The sequence below is a fragment of the Paenibacillus sp. sgz302114 genome (assembly GCF_056120345.1).
The window spans coordinates 1-19,721 of sequence record NZ_JBVYOI010000015.1 but is presented as its reverse complement, the minus strand read 5'-3'; the positions used below and the strand labels follow the sequence as shown (position 1 = coordinate 19,721).

General features: G+C 51.3%; 19 protein-coding genes. 4 read left to right on the top strand and 15 right to left on the bottom strand.

Features of this window, described 5'->3' with window-relative positions; translation table 11 throughout:
* Window positions 1-397 precede the first annotated feature (397 nt).
* From desA to AC0LWF_RS24180, 3 genes are all read right to left on the bottom strand, one after another.
* Window positions 398-1,390 carry a Delta(5) desaturase DesA gene (gene desA, locus AC0LWF_RS24190; RefSeq protein ID WP_474654099.1) on the bottom strand — a complete coding sequence of 331 codons (993 nt, stop codon included), beginning with the start codon at window positions 1,388-1,390 and terminating at the stop codon, window positions 398-400.
* A 354-nt stretch (window positions 1,391-1,744) separates the two neighbouring features.
* Window positions 1,745-2,017, bottom strand: a complete 273-nt coding sequence (locus AC0LWF_RS24185) for an HU family DNA-binding protein (protein WP_474654098.1) — start codon at window positions 2,015-2,017, stop codon at window positions 1,745-1,747.
* 112 nt (window positions 2,018-2,129) lie between these two features.
* Window positions 2,130-2,333 carry a cold-shock protein gene (locus tag AC0LWF_RS24180; RefSeq protein ID WP_474654097.1) on the bottom strand — a complete coding sequence of 68 codons (204 nt, stop codon included), beginning with the start codon at window positions 2,331-2,333 and terminating at the stop codon, window positions 2,130-2,132.
* A gap of 168 nt (window positions 2,334-2,501) precedes the next feature.
* Here AC0LWF_RS24180 and AC0LWF_RS24175 point away from each other — a divergent pair, with 168 nt between their 5' ends.
* Both AC0LWF_RS24175 and AC0LWF_RS24170 read left to right on the top strand, forming a co-directional pair.
* On the top strand, window positions 2,502-3,422 hold the full coding sequence (locus AC0LWF_RS24175) for a tyrosine-type recombinase/integrase (protein ID WP_474654096.1): 921 nt from the start codon (window positions 2,502-2,504) through the stop codon (window positions 3,420-3,422).
* 409 nt (window positions 3,423-3,831) lie between these two features.
* Window positions 3,832-4,050 carry a hypothetical protein gene (locus AC0LWF_RS24170; RefSeq protein ID WP_474654095.1) on the top strand — a complete coding sequence of 73 codons (219 nt, stop codon included), beginning with the start codon at window positions 3,832-3,834 and terminating at the stop codon, window positions 4,048-4,050.
* Between the two features lie 180 nt (window positions 4,051-4,230).
* Here AC0LWF_RS24170 and AC0LWF_RS24165 read toward each other — a convergent pair whose 3' ends face one another.
* From AC0LWF_RS24165 to AC0LWF_RS24115, 11 genes are all read right to left on the bottom strand, one after another.
* Complete coding sequence (locus AC0LWF_RS24165; RefSeq protein ID WP_474654094.1) at window positions 4,231-5,820, bottom strand: sensor domain-containing diguanylate cyclase; 1,590 nt, start codon at window positions 5,818-5,820, stop codon at window positions 4,231-4,233.
* A 139-nt stretch (window positions 5,821-5,959) separates the two neighbouring features.
* Window positions 5,960-6,106 carry a hypothetical protein gene (locus AC0LWF_RS24160; protein ID WP_474654093.1) on the bottom strand — a complete coding sequence of 49 codons (147 nt, stop codon included), beginning with the start codon at window positions 6,104-6,106 and terminating at the stop codon, window positions 5,960-5,962.
* Between the two features lie 5 nt (window positions 6,107-6,111).
* Window positions 6,112-6,408 carry a ferredoxin family protein gene (locus AC0LWF_RS24155; protein WP_474654092.1) on the bottom strand — a complete coding sequence of 99 codons (297 nt, stop codon included), beginning with the start codon at window positions 6,406-6,408 and terminating at the stop codon, window positions 6,112-6,114.
* Window positions 6,409-7,704, bottom strand: coding sequence for an FAD-dependent oxidoreductase (locus AC0LWF_RS24150; RefSeq protein ID WP_474654091.1), 1,296 nt, complete (start codon window positions 7,702-7,704; stop codon window positions 6,409-6,411).
* On the bottom strand, window positions 7,697-8,743 hold the full coding sequence (locus tag AC0LWF_RS24145; RefSeq protein WP_474654090.1) for an electron transfer flavoprotein subunit alpha/FixB family protein: 1,047 nt from the start codon (window positions 8,741-8,743) through the stop codon (window positions 7,697-7,699). The genes AC0LWF_RS24150 and AC0LWF_RS24145 overlap by 8 nt, the downstream gene beginning before the upstream one ends.
* Window positions 8,740-9,570 carry an electron transfer flavoprotein subunit beta/FixA family protein gene (locus tag AC0LWF_RS24140; RefSeq protein WP_474654089.1) on the bottom strand — a complete coding sequence of 277 codons (831 nt, stop codon included), beginning with the start codon at window positions 9,568-9,570 and terminating at the stop codon, window positions 8,740-8,742. The genes AC0LWF_RS24145 and AC0LWF_RS24140 overlap by 4 nt, the downstream gene beginning before the upstream one ends.
* Window positions 9,571-9,917: 347 nt before the next feature.
* Window positions 9,918-10,595, bottom strand: coding sequence for a DUF2642 domain-containing protein (locus AC0LWF_RS24135; RefSeq protein ID WP_474654088.1), 678 nt, complete (start codon window positions 10,593-10,595; stop codon window positions 9,918-9,920).
* 27 nt (window positions 10,596-10,622) lie between these two features.
* On the bottom strand, window positions 10,623-11,957 hold the full coding sequence (locus tag AC0LWF_RS24130; RefSeq protein WP_474654087.1) for an arsenic transporter: 1,335 nt from the start codon (window positions 11,955-11,957) through the stop codon (window positions 10,623-10,625).
* 847 nt (window positions 11,958-12,804) lie between these two features.
* On the bottom strand, window positions 12,805-13,551 hold the full coding sequence (locus AC0LWF_RS24125) for an amino acid ABC transporter ATP-binding protein (protein ID WP_474654170.1): 747 nt from the start codon (window positions 13,549-13,551) through the stop codon (window positions 12,805-12,807).
* A gap of 38 nt (window positions 13,552-13,589) precedes the next feature.
* Entirely contained in the window at window positions 13,590-14,264 is a 675-nt protein-coding gene (locus AC0LWF_RS24120; protein WP_474654086.1) for an ABC transporter permease subunit, read from the bottom strand.
* Window positions 14,265-14,282: 18 nt separating this feature from the next.
* Window positions 14,283-15,098 carry an amino acid ABC transporter substrate-binding protein gene (locus AC0LWF_RS24115; RefSeq protein WP_474654085.1) on the bottom strand — a complete coding sequence of 272 codons (816 nt, stop codon included), beginning with the start codon at window positions 15,096-15,098 and terminating at the stop codon, window positions 14,283-14,285.
* Between the two features lie 198 nt (window positions 15,099-15,296).
* Here AC0LWF_RS24115 and AC0LWF_RS24110 point away from each other — a divergent pair, with 198 nt between their 5' ends.
* Window positions 15,297-16,526: a multidrug effflux MFS transporter gene (locus AC0LWF_RS24110; protein ID WP_474654084.1), complete on the top strand. Its 1,230-nt coding sequence runs from the start codon at window positions 15,297-15,299 to the stop codon at window positions 16,524-16,526.
* Between the two features lie 167 nt (window positions 16,527-16,693).
* On the top strand, window positions 16,694-19,564 hold the full coding sequence (locus AC0LWF_RS24105; RefSeq protein ID WP_474654083.1) for a response regulator: 2,871 nt from the start codon (window positions 16,694-16,696) through the stop codon (window positions 19,562-19,564).
* A gap of 64 nt (window positions 19,565-19,628) precedes the next feature.
* Here AC0LWF_RS24105 and AC0LWF_RS24100 read toward each other — a convergent pair.
* On the bottom strand, window positions 19,629-19,721 hold a 93-nt coding region (locus AC0LWF_RS24100; protein ID WP_474654169.1), incomplete at its 5' end, for an IS3 family transposase.

The following is a 19,721-nucleotide window of genomic DNA, read 5'->3' as shown; positions in this document are numbered from 1 at the left end:
AATAAAAGCCTGACGCTATGAGGGGAGCATTTTCTATGTCAAAAATTCAATGCCGTGCGGATGAGAAACTCACCATAATCGAAGAGATTGGCTGTGGCGAACTTGACATCTGGCAGCTACATACAAATATAGGATTTAAAAACAGCTTTGGTTAAATGGCGACAGCGATATGAAGTCTATGGCTTTGAAGGATCGGAGGATCGCACAGGAAGCCGCACCTAAAATCCGATGTGAAGGTGCTATGTGAAATTGCAGTGATTCCACGTTCCAGCTATTACAAATGGTTACAACGCAAGCCTAGTGCTAGCAGTGCTTGTGAGCTGGCAAACCAACAAACGCCGACAAACGCAAATAAAAAAAGCCGCATTTTTTGCGACTTCGTTGTTTTCTCAACGGTTTATCCTTTCAGACCCCTAAACCCCACAAATCGTTTGCCGCTCTCGTCCCATAGTCGGTATCGAAGCGCCTGTAGACTCAAACGAAGCCCAATGACAGGAACGTCATGCATTGCGGCGTTGCTCTCGTGTATTTGCTGCAAGTTATAGTTCGACACATGAGGATCCAGATGATGAATATGGTGGAAGCCGATATTCCCCGTCATCCATTGCAGGATTTTGGGCAGCTTATAATAGGAGCTCCCGTGCATCGCTGCACTGACGAAATCCCACTCATCCGCACTCTCGTAATAGGTATTCTCGAATTGATGCTGCACGTAGAAGAGCCATATGCCCGCAACGCCGGACAGGTAGAGGATCATACCCTCCACAAGTAGGACATCCTTCCATCCCAGCGACCAACAGAGCAGTCCGATCAAGCCTGCTAGCGCTGCGTTCGTTAGGTACGTGTTCATGCGCTCTTTGCGTCTGACACTCTTCCGGTTCAATCGGTATACTATCAAAAAAATAAATACCGGTCCGAGCCCGAACATGATAAGTGGGTTACGGTAAAAGCGGTAACTTAGACGCTTCCATGGGGAGAGCGCCGCGTATTCCCTCGTAGTCAGCGTCCATATGTCGCCCGTGCCTCTACGGGATAAATTCCCGCTCGTCGCATGATGAATGGAGTGCTCATTCTTCCATTGCTCAAATGGAAAGAAGGTAAGGATTCCCGTTATCGTCCCAATAATTGCATTCGTTTTTTTCCTTGCGAAAAATGACTGATGACAACAATCATGGAAAATAATGAATATTCGAATCATGAATCCGGCTGCTGGAATTGTAAGCGCCAGTGTGATCCATATTGAGATAGTAAGACTTACATAAGCGAGACCCCACAGCAGGATGAAAGGAACGATGCTATTGATCAACTGCCAGACGCTCTTCCTCAAATCCGATTTATTGTGAGGAGCCATGTCCTTCTTCCAGCGGGTGTACTCTTGAAGTGATTTCATAGTAATCCCCTTTTCTTGGGAACCACTCGTAGCGACGAATTTCCCGAACTTACCAAGAGGTTCCCGACCTTCATTAACCATGACCTCTTCTTAATTATTCTTATAGGCCGGTTGCAAAGAATCTTTTCTCCAATTATGATATACCATCCCCTTCCTTACTTGCGTAATTTTTTAATTTGCTCTGATCGTCCACTTTGCTCTGCAAACTCTGTTTGTTGGAATAAAAATTAATAATGTCATCAATGGTCGAGAATGCGACACTAACGTTCGTATCATGTGTATTTATATTAATAATCTAACCGCTTTTCTGATGTGATCACATCTTTATTTTCTATGAGCATTTGTTCATTAAGCTTAATTTAGAGCTCTCTTCAGAGTCATGCCTGCCGTGAATACGGGAACTTTACCCGCTGGAACTTCCACCTCTTCACCGGTTTTGCGGTTTATTCCCATGCGTGCTTCACGACTACGGACGTCAAATTTTCCGAAGCCTACTAGTTGGACTTTTTCGCCTTGCTTTAAAGCTTCAAAAATCGAGTCCAAAACATGCGTTACAGCTTTTTCAGCATTCTTTTTTGAAAACCCACTAGATTTCGCCACATCGACGATCAATTGTTCTTTGTTCATTTAAAATACCTCACTTCTATGATTTTAAATTATGAAAATGACAGCCTACTTATATGAATGCAAGCAATAATAAACAAAAAGCTGTCCCACGGTTAGGACAGCTTGAAAAATTTTAGTATAGTTTAGAAACGTTTTCAGCCTGCGGTCCACGATTGCCTTGGGCCACATTAAATTGGACGCGTTGACCTTCATCTAACGATTTGTAACCATCGCCCTCAATTGCGCTGAAATGAACGAATACGTCATTTCCGCCCTCGATTTCAATAAAACCAAAGCCTTTTTCAGCATTAAACCATTTAACTGTACCTGTTTGCATAGAATTCCTCCAAAAATAAAATTTTTAATACGACCATTTTAATGAGCGCTAATAAAGATATGCGATTGTTAGACATTTTCAGAACGCATATTTGATGTCCGCTAATGTTTCGGTTAACATAAGAATATCATGTCCGCTAATGTTAGTCAAGATTTGGAGGCTTTGCTAATGAGAGAGAGAACCGGAATTTCCGGAATTTCGGAACAAGGTGAGCAGTTTATACAGGATTTCATTCACGCTCTCACTATCCGCGAAAATTTGAATCCCAAGACGCTAAAGGAATACGCAAGCGACATGAAACATTTTATCAATTGGTTTGAAACAGCCGTACAACCAGAGGAAGAAGTTATATTTCGAATTGCAGATGTGGCTACTCCAACTTTAATACGGTATCGGGAAGATTCACAAAAAGTGATGAAATTGAAACCAGCCACGATTAACCGGCGACTTATAACACTGAAACGTTTTTTTAATTGGGCCGTGTTGGAATCTAAAAATCGCCGTGATCCTTCAAAGCCGGTCAAATTGGTTCCGGAAGAAAAGGCAAGCCCTCGACAGATGACTGACAAAGAAGAAGCTGCATTGATCGCTACGGCTGAGCACGGTGGTTCCCTTCGGGATCTGACGATTCTTATCGTGATGGTTCACACCGGCTTACGAACAATGGAAGTTTGCGACCTGGCTTCCGGAGATATTCAAATCGGAAAACGAAGCGGTCAGCTTACGGTGCGGTCCGGAAAACGGAATAATCAGCGGGAAGTACCTTTGAATGCTACGTGTCGAGCTGCTTTAGAAAAATACCTGGCAGAAGTCCCTCCGGACAGTCCTTATCTGTTTCCATCGGAGAAAACTGGCGATCGTTTAACAGAACGTGCCTTACGTCATATGATTCATAAATATATGAAAGCAGCGCGGCTCGAAGGATTGAGCGCCAACTATCTTCGGCACCGGTTCGGTTACGTGATGGCAAGAAACACCCCGTTGCACCGCTTGGCGCAAATTATGGGACACGATAGTTTGGACACAACGATGATTTACGTCAAGGCAACTCGTGCAGATATGCAATCTGAAGTCGAAATGAGGGGATGAGAATAACTCAACTTACGCAGCTGCAAATTAACATGAACTGCTTAAGACTGAAGGAGTCGAACGAATCCATTTATTTCTCTTAACAAAAAAACACCTTCTTTGTTTAGTATCATGGGAGTGACTAGCAACCATGCAAACAAAGAAAGGTGTGTAATTCCTGGTACACCATAGTTCCTTGACCAGACTCTTTTTTCGTCTGTGCTTACTTACCTTAAGGTCCGCCTGAATATAGCGGACGAAGAATCGGCAGACAGCTTTGGCGAAGTACATTCCGGCGACTTTGACGGGGAGGGTGATCTCCTCAATCTGGCCGTAATTGTCTGAGATTTCGCCGTCCGAACATGTCGAGGCAAATAAAGGAGATTCCTTCCTTGCGAAGAATATAACTTTCGAAAGGAGAGTGATGATATTGTTTATTCGATCGCAAGATGGGACAGCAATTTATTTCACTAAAAGTTTAACTATTGCAGAAACTTCTTCAGGAAGGTGGGCTATACTAGCTGACGGAAATGAAGTGGGAAGATTCTCAAACAGAAGCGTTGCGTTAAGAGAAATGGATAAGATTTATAAGTATATCGATGAAAAAGGGTATTCAATTTATAACTTAGAAAACTCTTCTTATGAATAATAGGTTTTTCAAGCACTCCTTCGGGAGTGCTTTTTCATTTCCAAAAACGATTGCGGTTGCTTATCCATTTTATATTTCACACCTGTTTCTTCAACGAAAACTAAGTGACTTTTATTATTTGCACTGTCTACTTGACGGGGTGCAGTTCAATCTGATGGTCAGCCCTTTCCTTTTCGAAGTCTACGAAACAACAGCCGCGCTATTCGCCGATTCGATGCGATTGCGCCCTAGATGCTTCGCACGGTACAGCGCCTCATCCGCGCTGCGGAACAGCGCCTCGGCATCCTGCGCCGTATCCGGGTATCTGGCGAGACCAATCGACAGCGTAACTGGCCTGCCCACCGGGCTGTTCGTCTCCGCCATGAAGCGGCGCAGCTTATTCGCGCGGCGGACCGCCTCATCCTCGCTCGTCTCCGGCAGCAGCACCACGAACTCTTCACCGCCGTAGCGGCAGCAGATATGATTCTCGTCGAAGAGTGCTCGCATATTCGCAGCGAGAAACTTCAGCACCTCGTCGCCCTTCTCGTGACCGTAATTATCATTGACTTGCTTGAAATGATCCAGATCCAGAAGCATGATGGTGAACGAGATATCCCGCGCGAGCCAAGTGCCGATAAACTTGTCCATCGTCCGGCGATTGTTCAGTCCGGTCAGCGCATCGGTCTGCGCTTCCAGCGCCAGATGATCGAGCTGCATGCGGATCCGGCTGACCGCCATCACGAAGGCGCGATGCAGTACGTTCGCTTCGCTGTTCCACGAGTGAATACGCGGCACTTCTGCGTGCAGAGATTTCGTCGTGGAGAGAAGCGCAGCGTATTGCGCGAGCTTCGCAAGCGGCTGAGACATTCTGCCAATGACCCAGTAGATCGCGAGCAAGATGACGAGCATGATCGATATGACATAAGTTGCGATATGCACCATCGGACGTTTAGCCGCCTCCAGCACGGTATCGGTCGGCGTCTGGGAGACGATGCCCCAGCCCGTTTCCTTGATATACGAATAACTGGCGAGCATGTCGACGCCCTCCAGATTCAATATTCGTTTCGTACCGCTCCGGCCTGCAACCAGCTCAAAGACGACCGGATTACGCAGAACATGCTCGCCGATCCGGTTCTTGTCGGGGTGATAAAGCAGAACTCCTGTTGCGCTGACAACATACGAGTAAGAGCTGCCACTTGCGACGGCTTTCTCCCGCTCGCCAAGCATGGCATTGAGCAAATTCGACTCATGCAGCCGAATGGTTCCGCCGATAAAGCCCAAATACTCTCCGTTCGCGTCATAAACCGGATGACTGATCATCACAATGAGCGCATTCGCCGCGCTGATATACGGCTCCGATATGAGCGGCTTGCGCTCTTTCAGAGCTTGCAACGTACCCTGCGAATTGATCTTCTTGTTCTTCAGCGGAGGAGACTGTTCCGGCGAAATGCTTCGCAGGACGCCGTTCTTATCAATTAGGACAATCGTATTAAACATCGAATTTGTGCGCTGGATATACGCAGCCTGCTCATCCAAATCGGCCCTATTCCAATGCTTGCCGATCTGCTCCGCGTACACCTTCATAGCAGCTTTCTGGGCGATGAACAGTTCGTTAACCGTTACCGCAATTTTGCTCGTATACATAGCATTCATCTGAAAACTCATCGTGATAAGAGAGTTCTTCTCGCTGCGATAGCTTGTTATTAAACTGATCACAACCGTAATGAGTACAGATAATACGACGATTCCGCTGACCATGAAGCGTGTTGATAAACCTTTTGAACGGATCATACTACCTGCCCCCTTTCGAGCCGATAGCAATGAATTCGACAATTTCTGTCGAAATTCCTTCTTTTCTCTGCAATTTTATGTAAATTAAAGTAAAAAAACCGCTGTCTGCACAGCGGTAACGCAAGCGGCCATCAGGCGGCTACATTTTTTGCAGCAGCTCCATCCTCTCCCAACTGACGAAGCGATCCTCCCAAGCAATGTGGCAAAGGCCATCCAATGTAATTTCTACTATCGTCCCTCTTGCACCGTCCAGCATGAACACCACATAATCGCCGACCTCGAACATCGTTATCACCCCAATCTGAAAACGATTCCGTGACCACCTTTCGGGTATTCCCATTTAATGTTCTGGTGCGGACATCCGATGCGGCAGCTTCCGCATTCATGGCAGCCTTCATAGCCGACATGCATACGGATTTCCTCCCACTTGTACACCTCCGCTGGGCAGAAGATCGTGCAGATTTTATCCGGGCAGCTCGTCATGCACACTTCGGCGTCAAGTACGGTCAGATGCGATTTCGTATCCGCGTTAAACCGCACTAGGTATTGCTTCTCTTCAATGGATTGCGCCTTCGCCTCATCGCTCATTTACTTCATCACCTTCCAGGCCCGGTACATATCCCGCGCGATTTTCACCTTCTCCTTGGCTGAGCCGAGATCCCGCCATATTTTCTTCTGTTTCTCCCGCTTTGAGGTGCCGTCTACGGTGAACATCTGGCTCATCGCTCGGTTCATCATCGGGATGTACTGCTCGAAATATTGCGGGAATTTGTCAAAATGGTGCGTAGAATCTTTGTATTTCTTCAAATCCTGGCCGACGAAGCCCGCCATTAGATCCTTCTTGTAGCGGTCTAGGAACGCTTCCGAGAAGTCGCCTGCCTCCTTCGCCTGCACAATCGTGGCCGCTGCGAGACGGCCTGACGTCATCGCCATGTTCGAGCCCTCGCGGTGAATGGCGTTGACGAGCTGCGCGGCATCGCCGACGACAAGCACGCCTGCGCCGACGACCTTCGGCATGGAGTAGTAGCCGCCCTCAGGGATGAGGTGGGCGAGATATTCCTGCGGCTCGGCTCCCTGCACGTAGGGGCGAATCATCGGATGATTCTTCACGTAATCAAGCAGATGATGCGGCTTCAGCTTATGCTTGATCATGCCGGAGAGCAGCGTGCCGACACCGAGGCTCAGCGTGTCCTTGTTCGTATAGAGGAACCCTGTGCCGAGAATGCCCTTAGTCGCATCGCCGAACAGCTCGATCGTGCAGCCCTGCCCCTCCTCAAGATTGAATCGGTCCTCGATCACCTTCTTATCGAGCTTCAAGATTTCCATCGTCGCAAGCGCGACCTCATCAGGCTTGAACTCCTTGTGGAAGCCGAGCGACTTCGCAAGCAATGAGTTCACCCCGTCGGCAAGCACGACGACGTCTGCATACAGCTGCCCGTCCGGGCGGTCGGTCTGCACGCCGACCACCTTGCCGTTCTCGACGATGCAGGAGAGAACGACCGTCTCGTTGATGAGCAGTGCGCCCTGTTCGACGGCTTTGCTTGCGAACCATTGGTCGAACTTGGCTCGCAGCACGGTAAAGTTGTTGTAAGGCTCGCGCGCCCACTCCAGCCCTTTATAGCCGAAGGTAATGGCCGATTCTTTATCCATCATCATGAAGCGCTGCTCCACAATTGGGCGCTCCACGGGCGCATCCTTATAAAATTCCGGAATAACATCCTCCATCATCTGCCGATACAGCACGCCGCCCATGACGTTCTTCGAACCCGGATACTCGCCGCGTTCGAGCAGCAGCACTTTGACGCCGGCCTTCGCCAGCTCGTAGGCGCAAGCAATGCCCGCCGGGCCCGCGCCGACGACGATACAATCAAACTTCTCAGGCATCGGGAACTCTCCTCTCGTGCGCGGTCAGCACCGGCTTGCCGAGCGCGCGCCTGAACTGCTCGATGAGCAGCGGAACGATCTCGAACGCATCGCCGACAATGCCGTAATGGCAAGACCCAAAAATAAGCGCATTCGGGTCCTTATTAATTGCGATAATGAGCCCCGAGTTCTGCATCCCGACGATGTGCTGAATGGCGCCCGAGATGCCAATGGCAAAGTACACTTTCGGCGTCACCGTCACGCCGGTCTGGCCAACCTGATGGTGATGGCCGATCCATCCGGCCTCCACCACATCGCGGCTTGCGCCGACGGCTCCGCCAATCACATCCGCCAGCTCGCGAATGAGCTGGAAGCCTGCTGGGCTGCCCATCCCTTTGCCCCCGGATACGATAATATCCGCCTCGCTGATACGCACCGTCTGCACCGTATTTCTTACGATTTCAAGCACCTTCGTGCGGATATCATCTTCATGAATTTCAATCGCTTCTTCGATAATAATGCCGATGCGTTCCTTATCGCGAGGCAGCGCGCGAACGACCTTCGGCCTTACCGTCGCCATCTGCGGCCGGTACTTCTTGCACAGAATCGTCGCCATTATGTTGCCGCCGAACGCCGGACGGCTGGCGAGCAGCAGGCCGGTGTCCTCTTCAACATCGAGCTGCGTCGTATCTGCGGTCAGCCCGGTCGGCAGGTCCGTCGCTACAGCACTCGCTAGATCCTTGCCGGTCGAAGTCGCGCCGTAGAGCAAAATCTCCGGCTTATGCTTCTCCACACAGGCTAAAAGCGCTTTCATAAATGTCTCTGTGCGGTAATGCTCATAAATCGGTGCATCGTAGACGTACACCACATCCGCCCCATACTCAATCACTTCCTGCGCAAGCGCCGTCACGCCGTCGCCAATTAGGACGCCAGCCAGCTGACTCTTACGCTTATCCGCCAACTGCCTGCCCGCTCCGAGCAGCTCCAGCGAGACGGAAGCAATTGCGCCGTCCTTCACTTCCATGAACACCCACGTTCCTTGGTAATCATCGAAGCTCATGACGATTCACCTCCTACCTCGAACAGTTCCTTCTTCTCTAACAGAATGCCGAGCAGCCGGCTAACTTGCTCCGCCGATGTGCCCTCAAGCATCTGCCCTCCCTGCGGCTTCTGCGGCGCCCATACCGAGGAAACGATTGTTGGCGATCCCTTGAGGCCCAGCTGAGTCTTATCCACATCCTCCAACTCATTGACCGACCAAATATGCGGGTTGTACCGTGCAGCCCGCAGCATATTCGGCATCGCTGAATACGGCACTTCGTTGATATCCTTCTCAACCGAGAACAAGCATGGCAGCGTCGACGACACGACCTCGTAGCCGTCCTCCAGCTTGCGGTGAAGGATGGCGATGCCCTTCTCCTTGTCGATCTCGACGATCTTCTTCACGCTAGTCAGAGGCGGAATGTCGAGTCGCCGTGCAATGCCTGGCCCGACTTGACCGGTATCGCCGTCTATTGTCATTTTGCCGCAGATGATGAGGTCGATCGGTCGTTCCTTGGCGATTTTGTGAAGCGCTTTCGTTAATGCGTAGCTCGTAGCGAGCGTGTCCGCGCCGGCGAACGCCCTGTCCGAAATCATATAGCCCTCGTCTGCGCCGATCTCGATGCACCTGCGAATCGCTTTGACAGCCGGCGGCGGTCCCATCGTCAGCACGGATACGATGCCACCGTAGCGCTGCTTCAGCCGAACCGCTTCCTCCACCGCATGCGCGTCATAGGGATTCAGAATCGCCGGCGCGCTGGCACGATCCATCGTGTTCGTCTTGGGATTCATCTTGATGATTTTCGTATCCGGCACTTGCTTAATGCAGGCGACTATATGCAGCATCCCTTCAGCACCTCTCGTCTAAATACTAAAATATATAGGCACGCGGGGTAGAAAATGCATAGTTCGGAGGATGGGCAGCATAATTTGTGAATAAGCCGCGCAATTTATTTTTGTAGCGGTACATCCAAAACAAAACAGGCTGCCTCATCAGCAGCCCGCAAGATCATCTCTTACCTATTTTTAACGCGCCAGCTTGTCTTTGCGGACAAATTACTCACGCTATCTCTCTCTCGTTCACATAAACTATCGTGTGCATGAATCTCTTTTCGGGCCTTCTATTGAAGGTCTCTTTTTTTGGGGGATAAGAGCATAACGAAATCGTTCATACCCGCAGCCTCCTGCATGGCCTACTTCGGTACAACCATCGTCTTCACGTGCATGAGATTGAGCAGTGTGCTATTCCCGTCCGCATCTACAACGTCGATGATGCCCCCGGTTACTCGCTTGATAACGCCGATCCTCTCGGATGCGCCGCTCAGGTCAATTACTACCACCTTGCCTTCCTCTTTCTTCAACGTATCCTCGAACGTCTTGGCGAGATTCGGCTGCGTCTGCCCCGTCTGTGAAGTGCCTGTGCTCCGTGCATAAGGAACATGCGACGTCGGATAAGGAATCAGCCACTTCATATGGCTCAGAGCGACATAGACTGTACCGTATATCGGCGAATAGAGTGTAAAATAATCGTTCATAACGCCGTTCAAATAACCGTGTATCGACTTATTGCCGCTGACGTAAATCTCGACGAAGAGCCCTTTTGCTTCCTGCAATATTCTCGCTATAGTCAACTCTTCCACTTGCAGCCCGATAGATGGCTCTTCAGTCTGGTTTCCGCTCTCACTTCCTTCCTCCCACGAACCATCTGCCTTCAGATTGTGCACATGCGTAAACGGAATGTAGAGATACCTTTGTTGATGGAGCAGGACGACAATGTCGGATCCGACATCGATTAGCTTGCCTTGCAGCAGGCGCTTGCCTGAAACCTCGATAACGACCTTCTCACCGATTAACGACTTGAAATCATTCAAATCAATCCCCCCTTCCAATTGTAAAAGTTAAAATAACCAGGTAACCCAGTAGTTCAGCAGCACGAGCGTGAACAGCACCGTAATCGGAATAACCAGTATCGTTACTTTCAAGTATTGGCCCCAGGTAATTTTCACGCCGCCTCTCTTAACAATGTGCATCCACATAATCGTGGCTAATGTGCCAATCGGCAGCAAGAGCGAGCCGATGTCGCTTCCAATTACACTTGCGAGATAAGAGATTTTAAGTGTAAGCGGGTCGAGTCCCATATTCGTTAAGGTAAGCGTTCCGACCATTAAGGCCGGATGATTATTGAACATATTGGACATGACGCTGAGCAGTCCGCCCATCAACACACTTGCATGCAGCAGACTGCCTGAGACAAGCGGCTGCAGGAAGTCGATGAGCCATTCATTCAAACCGATATTTTTCAGTCCATAGATGATAACATACATACCGAAGGCGAAGATCAAGATATACCACGGTGTCTTTTTCACCATATCGACCGGCGGTATCTTGAAGTAAATCCAGCGCCAGCTGAGCAGGAACACGGAACCAATGACAGCCATTAGCGATACCGGAAAATGCACGTACGAAGCGACGAACAGACTGACACGAACGCAGAAAACAAAGATTAAAATGTTACGCATTAGTTTTGGGCGGTTTTCTTTTGGAGGTGCCTCTCCTTTAAGCGGATGGCCTCCAGGTATTAGCTTCCATGCAGGTATTTCAGGCAGCCTCTTCGGCAAAGCGCGGTAAAATATGGCGAATAACAGGAAGGTGAGCAGCAGCAGTCCAAGTGATGCGGGAACGAACATCATCGCGGCTTGCATATACAGGCTCATGTGGACGATCTTGAGTGCGATGAGGTTAACGATGTTGCTGACGCCGATTGGCGCGCTGGAGGCGGTGGCGATTAGTGCGCCGGAGAGCAGGTAAGGAATTTTTTGATGATTTTTGAGCCCCATGTTCTTTAAGAGCATCAGCAGAATCGGCGTAGTGATGAAGATGCTCCCATCGTTGTTGACGAAGAGTGTCATTAGAAAACAGAACAGGTTCGTTAGCCAAAACAAGCGAATGCCGGAGCCTCGCGCCTTGCGGGTCAGAATTTCGGCCGACCATTTGAAGAAGCCGAAGCTTTCGAGTACGATCGCCATCACGATGGTCGCCATTATGGTAATGGCGGCACCGCTTATGGTCTCGGTAATGGCCCCGAGGTCGGAGAGCGATACGGTGCCGGTCAGCATCACCAGCGCGGCACCGACGGTGGCCGGTATCGCCTCGTTAATATTCGGTTTCCAGAAAATGAAGCCGATCGTCAGGAAGAATATACATATGGTGAGAATATCCATGATGTCGTGCATGCTTTACCCTCTTTTCAAGATTCTCTATTCTTCTATTCTCCTTTCGGAACCTTCTTGATTAAAACCCATCATCAGGCTGCTATTTTCATAGATTCGCTCCCTTCGTATGCCTGCTAATGCAGTTATGTACTGTATGTATATGTGCATGGCAGATGGCTCGTACTGGTCAATATCCTAAACTCTATGAAAACCATCTCCTATCAATTATTGATAGATATCTCTGATTGATAGTTGTACGGTGCAGACAAGTGCCTAGAGCCTATTTTTGCGTGGAGAGGTTTTCGCGCTTTCGACGAGCTAAGAGGAGGTTTTGATGCGACAGACATGCTGAGAGAGGGCTTTCCCTCTCTCGGGACTGGCGGCCTCTCTTCTGCCGCCACTTTTGCTCTTGAGAGAGCATATATGCGCTCTCAGCCTCAGGAATATTGGTTAGTTTGTTGTACTCCGGCGCTGAGAGATCATATATGATCTCTCAGCCAACTTTTGGCGCGATTCTACTGCCGAGAGACCGTATTGGATCTCTCGGTGCTCTCTAACCTCTATGTTGCTTGAGCTGCGGCGCTGAGAGATCATATTGGATCTCTTGGCCAACTTTTGGCGCGTTTTGGTCGCTGAGAGCACATATGTGCTCTCTCAGCTTTGCGTCTCGGCTTTGCACTCGCTTTCCACTCGCTTTCCACTCGCTTTCTACTCGCTTTGCACTCGCTTTACACTCGAACTACTCTCTCGTACTGGCATATCGCCGCGCAGCACAAAAAACGGCAGAGCTTCTACTCTGCCGTCGCATGCCACCACAAGCACCTCGCCGCTCACCTACCCCATCGCAAGTTGCAAGCCCTACTCTCGCTCACCAGTCCATCAGCCTCGACAGAAACTGCTTCGTCCGCTCTTGCTTCGGGCTGCCGAAGATCTGCTCGGGGCGGCCTTCCTCGACGATAACGCCTTCATCAATAAGAATGATTCGGTCCGCCACCTCGCGGGCGAACTTCATCTCGTGCGTGACGATCATCATCGTCCGCCCCTCCTTGGCTAGCTCGCGGATGACCTTCAGCACTTCCCGCACGAGCTCGGGATCGAGCGCCGAGGTCGGCTCGTCAAACAACAGCAGCTGCGGATCAATCGACATCGCCCGCGCGATTCCTACCCGCTGCTGTTGGCCGCCGGATAGTTGATGCGGGTAGGCATCTGCTTTTTCCCGCAGCCCAACCTTCGTGAGCAGCGCCAAAGCGCGCTCCCTTGCCTCCTCCTTCGACCGCCGCAGCGTCGTAACTTGGCCTTCCGTCACATTCTGCAATGCAGTCAGATGCGGAAAGAGATGATAGGCCTGGAACACCATCCCCGACTGACGCCGCAACGCAAGCACATCAGCCTGCTTCACCTTCACGCCGCTCGTGAACGCCATATTCGCTTCACCGATTGCAATCGTTCCCGAACAAGGCGTCTCAAGCACATTCAAGCAGCGCAGCAGAGTCGACTTGCCTGAGCCGGACGGGCCGATAATGACGAGCACACTCCCCCGCTCCAGCGTCAAATCGACGCCCTTCAGCACAGCCAGCTCACCGAAAGCTTTGGTCAATCCGCGCACCTCGATCATCGCCACCCGCTCATCACCACCCGTTCTGCTTTTACCTTTTACCGCGCCTCGAACCGCTCATAATATCGCTCCAGCCTGCGCTGCAGCATAGCCAGCACCGTACATAGCATGAGATAGATGAGCGCGACCTCACAATAAATAAGCAGCGGCTCGTACACCGCCGCCGTAATTTGCTGCGCCTTCCCGAACAGTTCAATGAACGTCACCGTGGTCGCAAGCGATGTATCCTTCACTAAACTAATGAACGAATTCGACAACGGCGGCACCGACACCCGGGCAGCCTGCGGCAGAATAATCCGGCGCAGCGCCTGCCCCCTTGTCTGCCCGAGCGAGAACGCTGCCTCCCACTGCCCAGGCGAAATCGAGATAATCGCCGCCCGGATGATCTCCGAGCCATACGCGCCGACACTCAGCGTGAAGCCGATAATCGCAGCTGGGAACGGATCTATAACAATTCCTAGACTCGGCAGCCCGTAGAAAATAATAAACAGCTGCACAAGCAGCGGCGTGCCGCGAATAATCCACACATAGAAGCGGGCTATCGCAGTCAGCACCGGAAAATCGGATATGCGCACCAGCGCAGTTACCAGTGCAAGCAGCAGGCCGAGCGCGAACGAAATTAGCGTCAGCGGTACAGTAAACGCAATCCCCGCATGCAGCAGAGGCCAAAACGAATCGACGAAAATATGCCATAGCCGCTCTCGATTACTCATAAAGACTAACCGCCCTCTTTACTTCGATACATCCTCGCCAAAATATTTTGACGAAATCTCCAGATACTTCCCGTCTGCCTTCATATCCGACAAAGCTTTGTTCACCGCGCTTACGAGCTCCGCGTTGCCCTTATGGAACAACAGCCCGCTCTGCGACGCATTGTTGGTCTCATCGACCACTTTAATCGGCACATCCGGCTTCTGCTTCTTCAGATCGAGGAAGCTCAGCTTATCGTTAATTGTCGCGTCGATCCGCCCTGATACAAGCAAGTCGATCGCTTGATTGAAGCCGTCGATCTGTACGAGCTCTGCTCCATTACCCTTGGCAATATCGCCAAGGTCGCTCGTAAGCGACTGCCCTGATTTCTTGCCCTTCAGATCAGCCAGCTTCTTAATGTCCGTGTTGTTGTCCTTCACAATGAGGACTGCCTTGGACACGATGTACGGGTCGGAGAAATCATACTTCTCCTGACGGTCCTCCCGAATGGTCACCTCGTTGGCGACCATATCGAACCGCTTCGCATCAAGCCCCGCCAGCATGCCGTCCCATTTGGTCTCGATGAAATTCGGCTTCACACCGATTCGCTTTGCCACTTCCTCCGCAATTTCAACATCGAAGCCCGTCAGCTTCCCGTCCTTATCGTGAAAAGTAAACGGCGCATAGGTCCCTTCCGTCCCAATCTTGATCTCGCCGCTCCCCTTAATGGACTCAAGTAGATTCGTGCCTGGAGCTTCCGCTACATGGCCTGAATCATTTTTGCCGCACGCCGTAAAGGACAATAGCATAACAACCGCCAGCCCTGTATAACGCATAGATCGCCAATTCATCATCATATGAAAAGCCTCCCTTTGCCAATTAGGGATAGTATGCCAGCTTCCCACTTGGTTCATTCCTCCTGCTCTCCCATCGTTTCTCCGGCACACACGAGCATTCGTTGACAGTCCATAGGGGCAGTTCTATAATGATCTTCATCCTGTAATCGGCCTGCCCGCAAGGGTATCCATCACCGCAAGAAAGGAATTATTCGTTCTATGATAAACGATCCAACGACCAGCTTATCCGCTGCCATGCCCCGCTCCCGGCGGCTATGGACAGCAGCGGTGCTCGGCTCGCTCAGCGCATTCGGCCCGCTCTCGCTCGATATGTACTTGCCAGCGCTGCCGAAGCTCGCGGGCGACCTGCATACGAGCACTTCGCTCGCGCAGCTCAGCTTAACGGCATGCCTCATCGGGCTTGCAATCGGCCAGCTCTTCGCCGGCCCAATTAGCGATGTGCGCGGCCGCAGAGGCCCGCTGCTAACCGGTCTCATCCTTTATGCCGTGTCCTCGCTGCTCTGCGCCATTGCCCCGTCGATCGGGACATTCATCGTCCTGCGCTTCATTCAAGGACTTGCCGGCTCGGCGGGTATTGTCATCGCACGCGCCATTGTGCGCGACTTGTACACCGGCCCTGAGCTGACCCGTTTCTTCTCGCTCCTCATGCTCGTTAACGGCATCGCGCCGATCGCTGCGCCGATAGTAGGCGGGCAGCTGCTGCACTTTACGACCTGGCAGGGCGTGTTTATCGTACTCGCCGCCATCGGACTTATCATGTTCCTCGCGGTATTGCTCGGCTTACCTGAGACACTATCGCGTGAGCGAAGGGCTCAAGGCGGCATATTGAACACGGTCATCACATTCCGCAGGTTGTTGACCGACCGCGTGTTCATGGGCTACGCGCTTGCGCAGGGCTTTGTCATGGCAGCCATGTTCGCATACATCTCCGGCTCGCCATTCGTACTGCAGGATATTTACGGCGTATCGCCGCAGATATTCAGTGTCTGCTTCGCCATCAATGGGCTCGGCATTATTCTCGCCAGCCAATTGGCTGGACGACTCGCAGGCCGCTTCAACGAAGCGAAGCTGCTCGTCACTGGCCTTGGCATCGCCGCAATCGGCGGCGTCACATTGCTTGCCATGCTGCTTGCTCATGCCCGCCTAGTGCTCGTGCTAATCCCGCTCTTCTTCGTCGTTGCAAGCGTCGGGATGGTCTCGACGATGGGCTTCTCGCTTGCGATGCGGAATCAAGGGCAAGCAGCCGGCAGTGCATCGGCGCTGCAAGGGCTCATGTCCTTCATGTTCGGTTCAATCGTTGCACCATTCGTCGGCATCGCCGGCAGCGGGACGGCAATCCCGATGGGCCTTATCATTGCCGTGCTGGATGTCAGCGCCCTCCTGCTCTACTTCCTGCTCGTAAGAAGAGCAGGGCCTAGATCAGCTTAACTTCATAACAAGCAGTGCCGAGATCCCTTCTGTATGAAGGGATTTTTTTATCCGCAGCTGTCTTCGCTCCCTCATCAAATCTGCCATCTGTTGTAAACAAATCCTATACAGCCAATCCCGTTATGCGTTACAGTAGATAGGAAATCCTAATCGAAAGGTGATCGCGTATGCTAAGGGACCTGATACTCAATTTCGCTATTTTGTCGGTCTATTTATTCTTCGTCTCCCCCTTCTTCATTCGCGATGAACGCAGTCCGAAGCCGACATGGAAATATAAGCTGACCGTAGGCGCGGTGTTCGGTCTTCTAGGCATTATCTTGCTGTTCTTCAGCATCACCTTTAGCAGTAATGCGCCGCTTAACATGCGGGGCATCGCCCTAATGATGGCCTCGTACTTCGGCGGACCGATTGGGGCAATTACAGAGTTAATCGTCGTTTATATCGGACGCTTCCTGAAGGAGGGGTCCATTAATCCGCTGCAGATGGCGATCGGTTTCTCAGCTGCGATCGGCACCGGTTATCTGTTTCAACGTTTCAAGCATTACTGGTCCAGGTGGATCATCGGTTCATTATTTCTTCTCAACTACTACTACTTCGCGCTATGGCTTACGAATCAGATTGCCTTAGAGACCGTCTGGTCCTACATTATCAGCCAAGCCTGCTACTCCCTCTTTATCGCAGCCTTTCTCTATTATTTAATCCACAACCACCACAACAAGAGACGTATCGCACAAGTGGAGCAAGATATGATCAGCATGCTGCGTATGCAGCCCGGGCTTACATTCCGCTTCCAGCGCAAGCACGGCACCTACTATTACAATCTCGCGGAAGGGCAGCTGCTGAAGCATCTCGGACTTCTGCCTTCCATGCTGTTCAATAAATCTTTTGCCGAGACAAGCTTGTTCCAGGATGACTTTGCCGATTTCTTGGACAAGAACTATGCCAGGTTCTCCATTGACGAGACCATCTCGTATGAGACGACAATGGGCGGAACCGCCGTACATGTCACCTTGCAGCCGGTCATTCAGAACGGGCAGCTCATCGACATTATAGGGAACGCGATCGACATTACGGATCTGCAGAAACGGAAGGAAGCCGATGACTCCAATCGAGCCAAAAGCCAATTTCTCGCGCAGATGAGCCATGAAATCCGCACACCGATCAACGCAATTGTGGGACTAAATTATATTTTGCAGCAGTCTCGGCTCGACAATCAGCAGCGCGGCTATATTGATAAGATCATTACGGCAGCGAAGAGCCTGCTCGCCATCGTCAACGACATTCTGGATTTCTCCAAGATTGAGGCAGGCAAGGTCGTGCTGGAGAAAGTCGAATTCGACCTTTACGAGGTACTGCACAATGTATCGAACATGATGAGCTTCAAAGCGAATGAGAAAGGGCTGCGGTTCCACTTCTTCGTACATCCCGATGTGCCTCAGATGCTCGTGGGCGATCCTTTCCGGGTGCTGCAAATTGTGCTGAATCTGGCTAATAATGCGGTCAAGTTTACTTCGCAGGGACAAATTACGATTTCGGTCAATCGAATCTCGCAGAGTGATCAGACGTCGATGCTGTCCTTCACGATTCGCGATACCGGCATCGGCATGAACGATGAGCAGCTGAGCACTTTGTTCAAAGAATTCACACAGGCAGATATGACAACGACACGCAAATTTGGGGGTACCGGACTCGGACTCATTATTAGCAAAAATCTGGCGGAGCTTATGGGAGGGACAATTGAGGTAGAGAGCGAGGCTGGCAATGGAAGCTGCTTCACTTTTACGGCGCCTTTCACTGCGGCTGCAGCATCTGCTGCTTCGGCTCAGGAAGTCAGTCCGCAGCTGACGTTTCTGCGCGTCCTTATTATTTGTGATGACAGCCAGATGCAGCAGGTGCTGCGCAGTCAGCTCGAGCAGTTCCAATTCGTCGTCAGCACTGCGGAAAGTGTGGATGACGCCTTGCAGAACATTGCTCGCGGCGGCATGTATGATTTGATCTTCCTCGATTGGAAGCTGGAAGGCGCGAATGTGCTCCAGCTAGCCGACACGATCCATGAGACGTTCACGTCGCCGAGCCAGTCGATCATCTTAATTAGCGCCTATCACGAGTCGGAGCTGCAAATGGCAGCACAGTCTGATTCGGTTGCCAAAACGCTGCTCCATCCCATTAGCCAGTCCCAGCTGTATAATGAAATCATCACACTGTTCCGGCCGCACTTCTCTACGAAACGGTCGACATCCGATTATTCGATTCAGTTCGCATCGCTGAAGGATGCCGTCGTCCTGCTCGTCGAGGACAACGAGATTAATCAGCTCGTGGCCAAAGAGCTTCTGCGTGAAGTCGGCATCGAAGTCGACGTCGCGAGCAATGGTGAAATCGCCGTCCGCCATGCGACAGAGCGGCGGTATGACGCGATTCTGATGGATTTGCAAATGCCGGTGATGGATGGCTACGAAGCAACCAAGGCAATCCGTCAATCGGCTGAGGGCAAAGCCATCCCGATTATCGCGATGACCGCGGATGCCATGAAAGGCGTGGAGGATCAAGTGCTATCTATCGGCATGGACGGCTATTTAACCAAGCCGTTCGACCCCATCGATCTGTACAGCATGCTCCAACGGCTACTGAAGCGGACGCGGGAGCAAGAGCTTACAGTTGGGGCGGCTGAGGCGGCAGCAGAAGCTGCGGCTTCCGCCATCAAGGCTGAGCCGCATCTCGACCAAGCAACCGTGGTCGGGCGGCTAGGCGGCAATAGCGCCTTGTACCACCAAATTATCGGGCTGTTCATAAACAAACACGCGTTCAGCCTGCATGAGGCGCGTGAAGCTTTCACTGCAGGCGACTTGAAGTCAGCGGTACTGCATGTCCATACGCTGAAAGGCGTCGCTTCCAACATCGGAGCCGACCGACTCTCCGCATTAATGGCCAAGCTGCAAGCTGCGCTGCAGGCGGACGAACGCGAGGATGCAAGCGCCCTCCTGCTGCAAGCGGAGCTAGAGCTGCAGGCGGTGCTGCTTGAAGCGAGCTGGATAGAATAAAAAGTCGGTCCCTGATTAGGGACTGACCCCTGTTTGTGAGACAGGGATCAAAACACCTTTCAAGTTAAGCAGCCAGTCGTCGGAATTCAACCGGCGACTGGTTATTTAGTTTCGTCTGAATACGAATTGAGTTATAGTAGTGAATATATTCTCGAAC

Coding starts and splice junctions, on each gene's coding strand:
- AC0LWF_RS24105 (WP_474654083.1), top strand. CDS start 16,694: ATGCTAAGGGACCTGATACTCAATTTCGCTATTTTGTCGGTCTATTTA.
- AC0LWF_RS24115 (WP_474654085.1), bottom strand. CDS start 15,098: ATGATGATGAATTGGCGATCTATGCGTTATACAGGGCTGGCGGTTGTT.
- AC0LWF_RS24140 (WP_474654089.1), bottom strand. CDS start 9,570: ATGCTGCATATAGTCGCCTGCATTAAGCAAGTGCCGGATACGAAAATC.
- AC0LWF_RS24165 (WP_474654094.1), bottom strand. CDS start 5,820: ATGATCCGTTCAAAAGGTTTATCAACACGCTTCATGGTCAGCGGAATC.
- AC0LWF_RS24180 (WP_474654097.1), bottom strand. CDS start 2,333: ATGCAAACAGGTACAGTTAAATGGTTTAATGCTGAAAAAGGCTTTGGT.
- AC0LWF_RS24150 (WP_474654091.1), bottom strand. CDS start 7,704: ATGCCTGAGAAGTTTGATTGTATCGTCGTCGGCGCGGGCCCGGCGGGC.
- AC0LWF_RS24110 (WP_474654084.1), top strand. CDS start 15,297: ATGATAAACGATCCAACGACCAGCTTATCCGCTGCCATGCCCCGCTCC.
- AC0LWF_RS24125 (WP_474654170.1), bottom strand. CDS start 13,551: ATGATCGAGGTGCGCGGATTGACCAAAGCTTTCGGTGAGCTGGCTGTG.
- AC0LWF_RS24175 (WP_474654096.1), top strand. CDS start 2,502: ATGAGAGAGAGAACCGGAATTTCCGGAATTTCGGAACAAGGTGAGCAG.
- AC0LWF_RS24155 (WP_474654092.1), bottom strand. CDS start 6,408: ATGAGCGATGAGGCGAAGGCGCAATCCATTGAAGAGAAGCAATACCTA.
- desA (WP_474654099.1), bottom strand. CDS start 1,390: ATGAAATCACTTCAAGAGTACACCCGCTGGAAGAAGGACATGGCTCCT.
- AC0LWF_RS24185 (WP_474654098.1), bottom strand. CDS start 2,017: ATGAACAAAGAACAATTGATCGTCGATGTGGCGAAATCTAGTGGGTTT.
- AC0LWF_RS24130 (WP_474654087.1), bottom strand. CDS start 11,957: ATGCACGACATCATGGATATTCTCACCATATGTATATTCTTCCTGACG.
- AC0LWF_RS24160 (WP_474654093.1), bottom strand. CDS start 6,106: ATGTTCGAGGTCGGCGATTATGTGGTGTTCATGCTGGACGGTGCAAGA.
- AC0LWF_RS24145 (WP_474654090.1), bottom strand. CDS start 8,743: ATGAGCTTCGATGATTACCAAGGAACGTGGGTGTTCATGGAAGTGAAG.
- AC0LWF_RS24120 (WP_474654086.1), bottom strand. CDS start 14,264: ATGAGTAATCGAGAGCGGCTATGGCATATTTTCGTCGATTCGTTTTGG.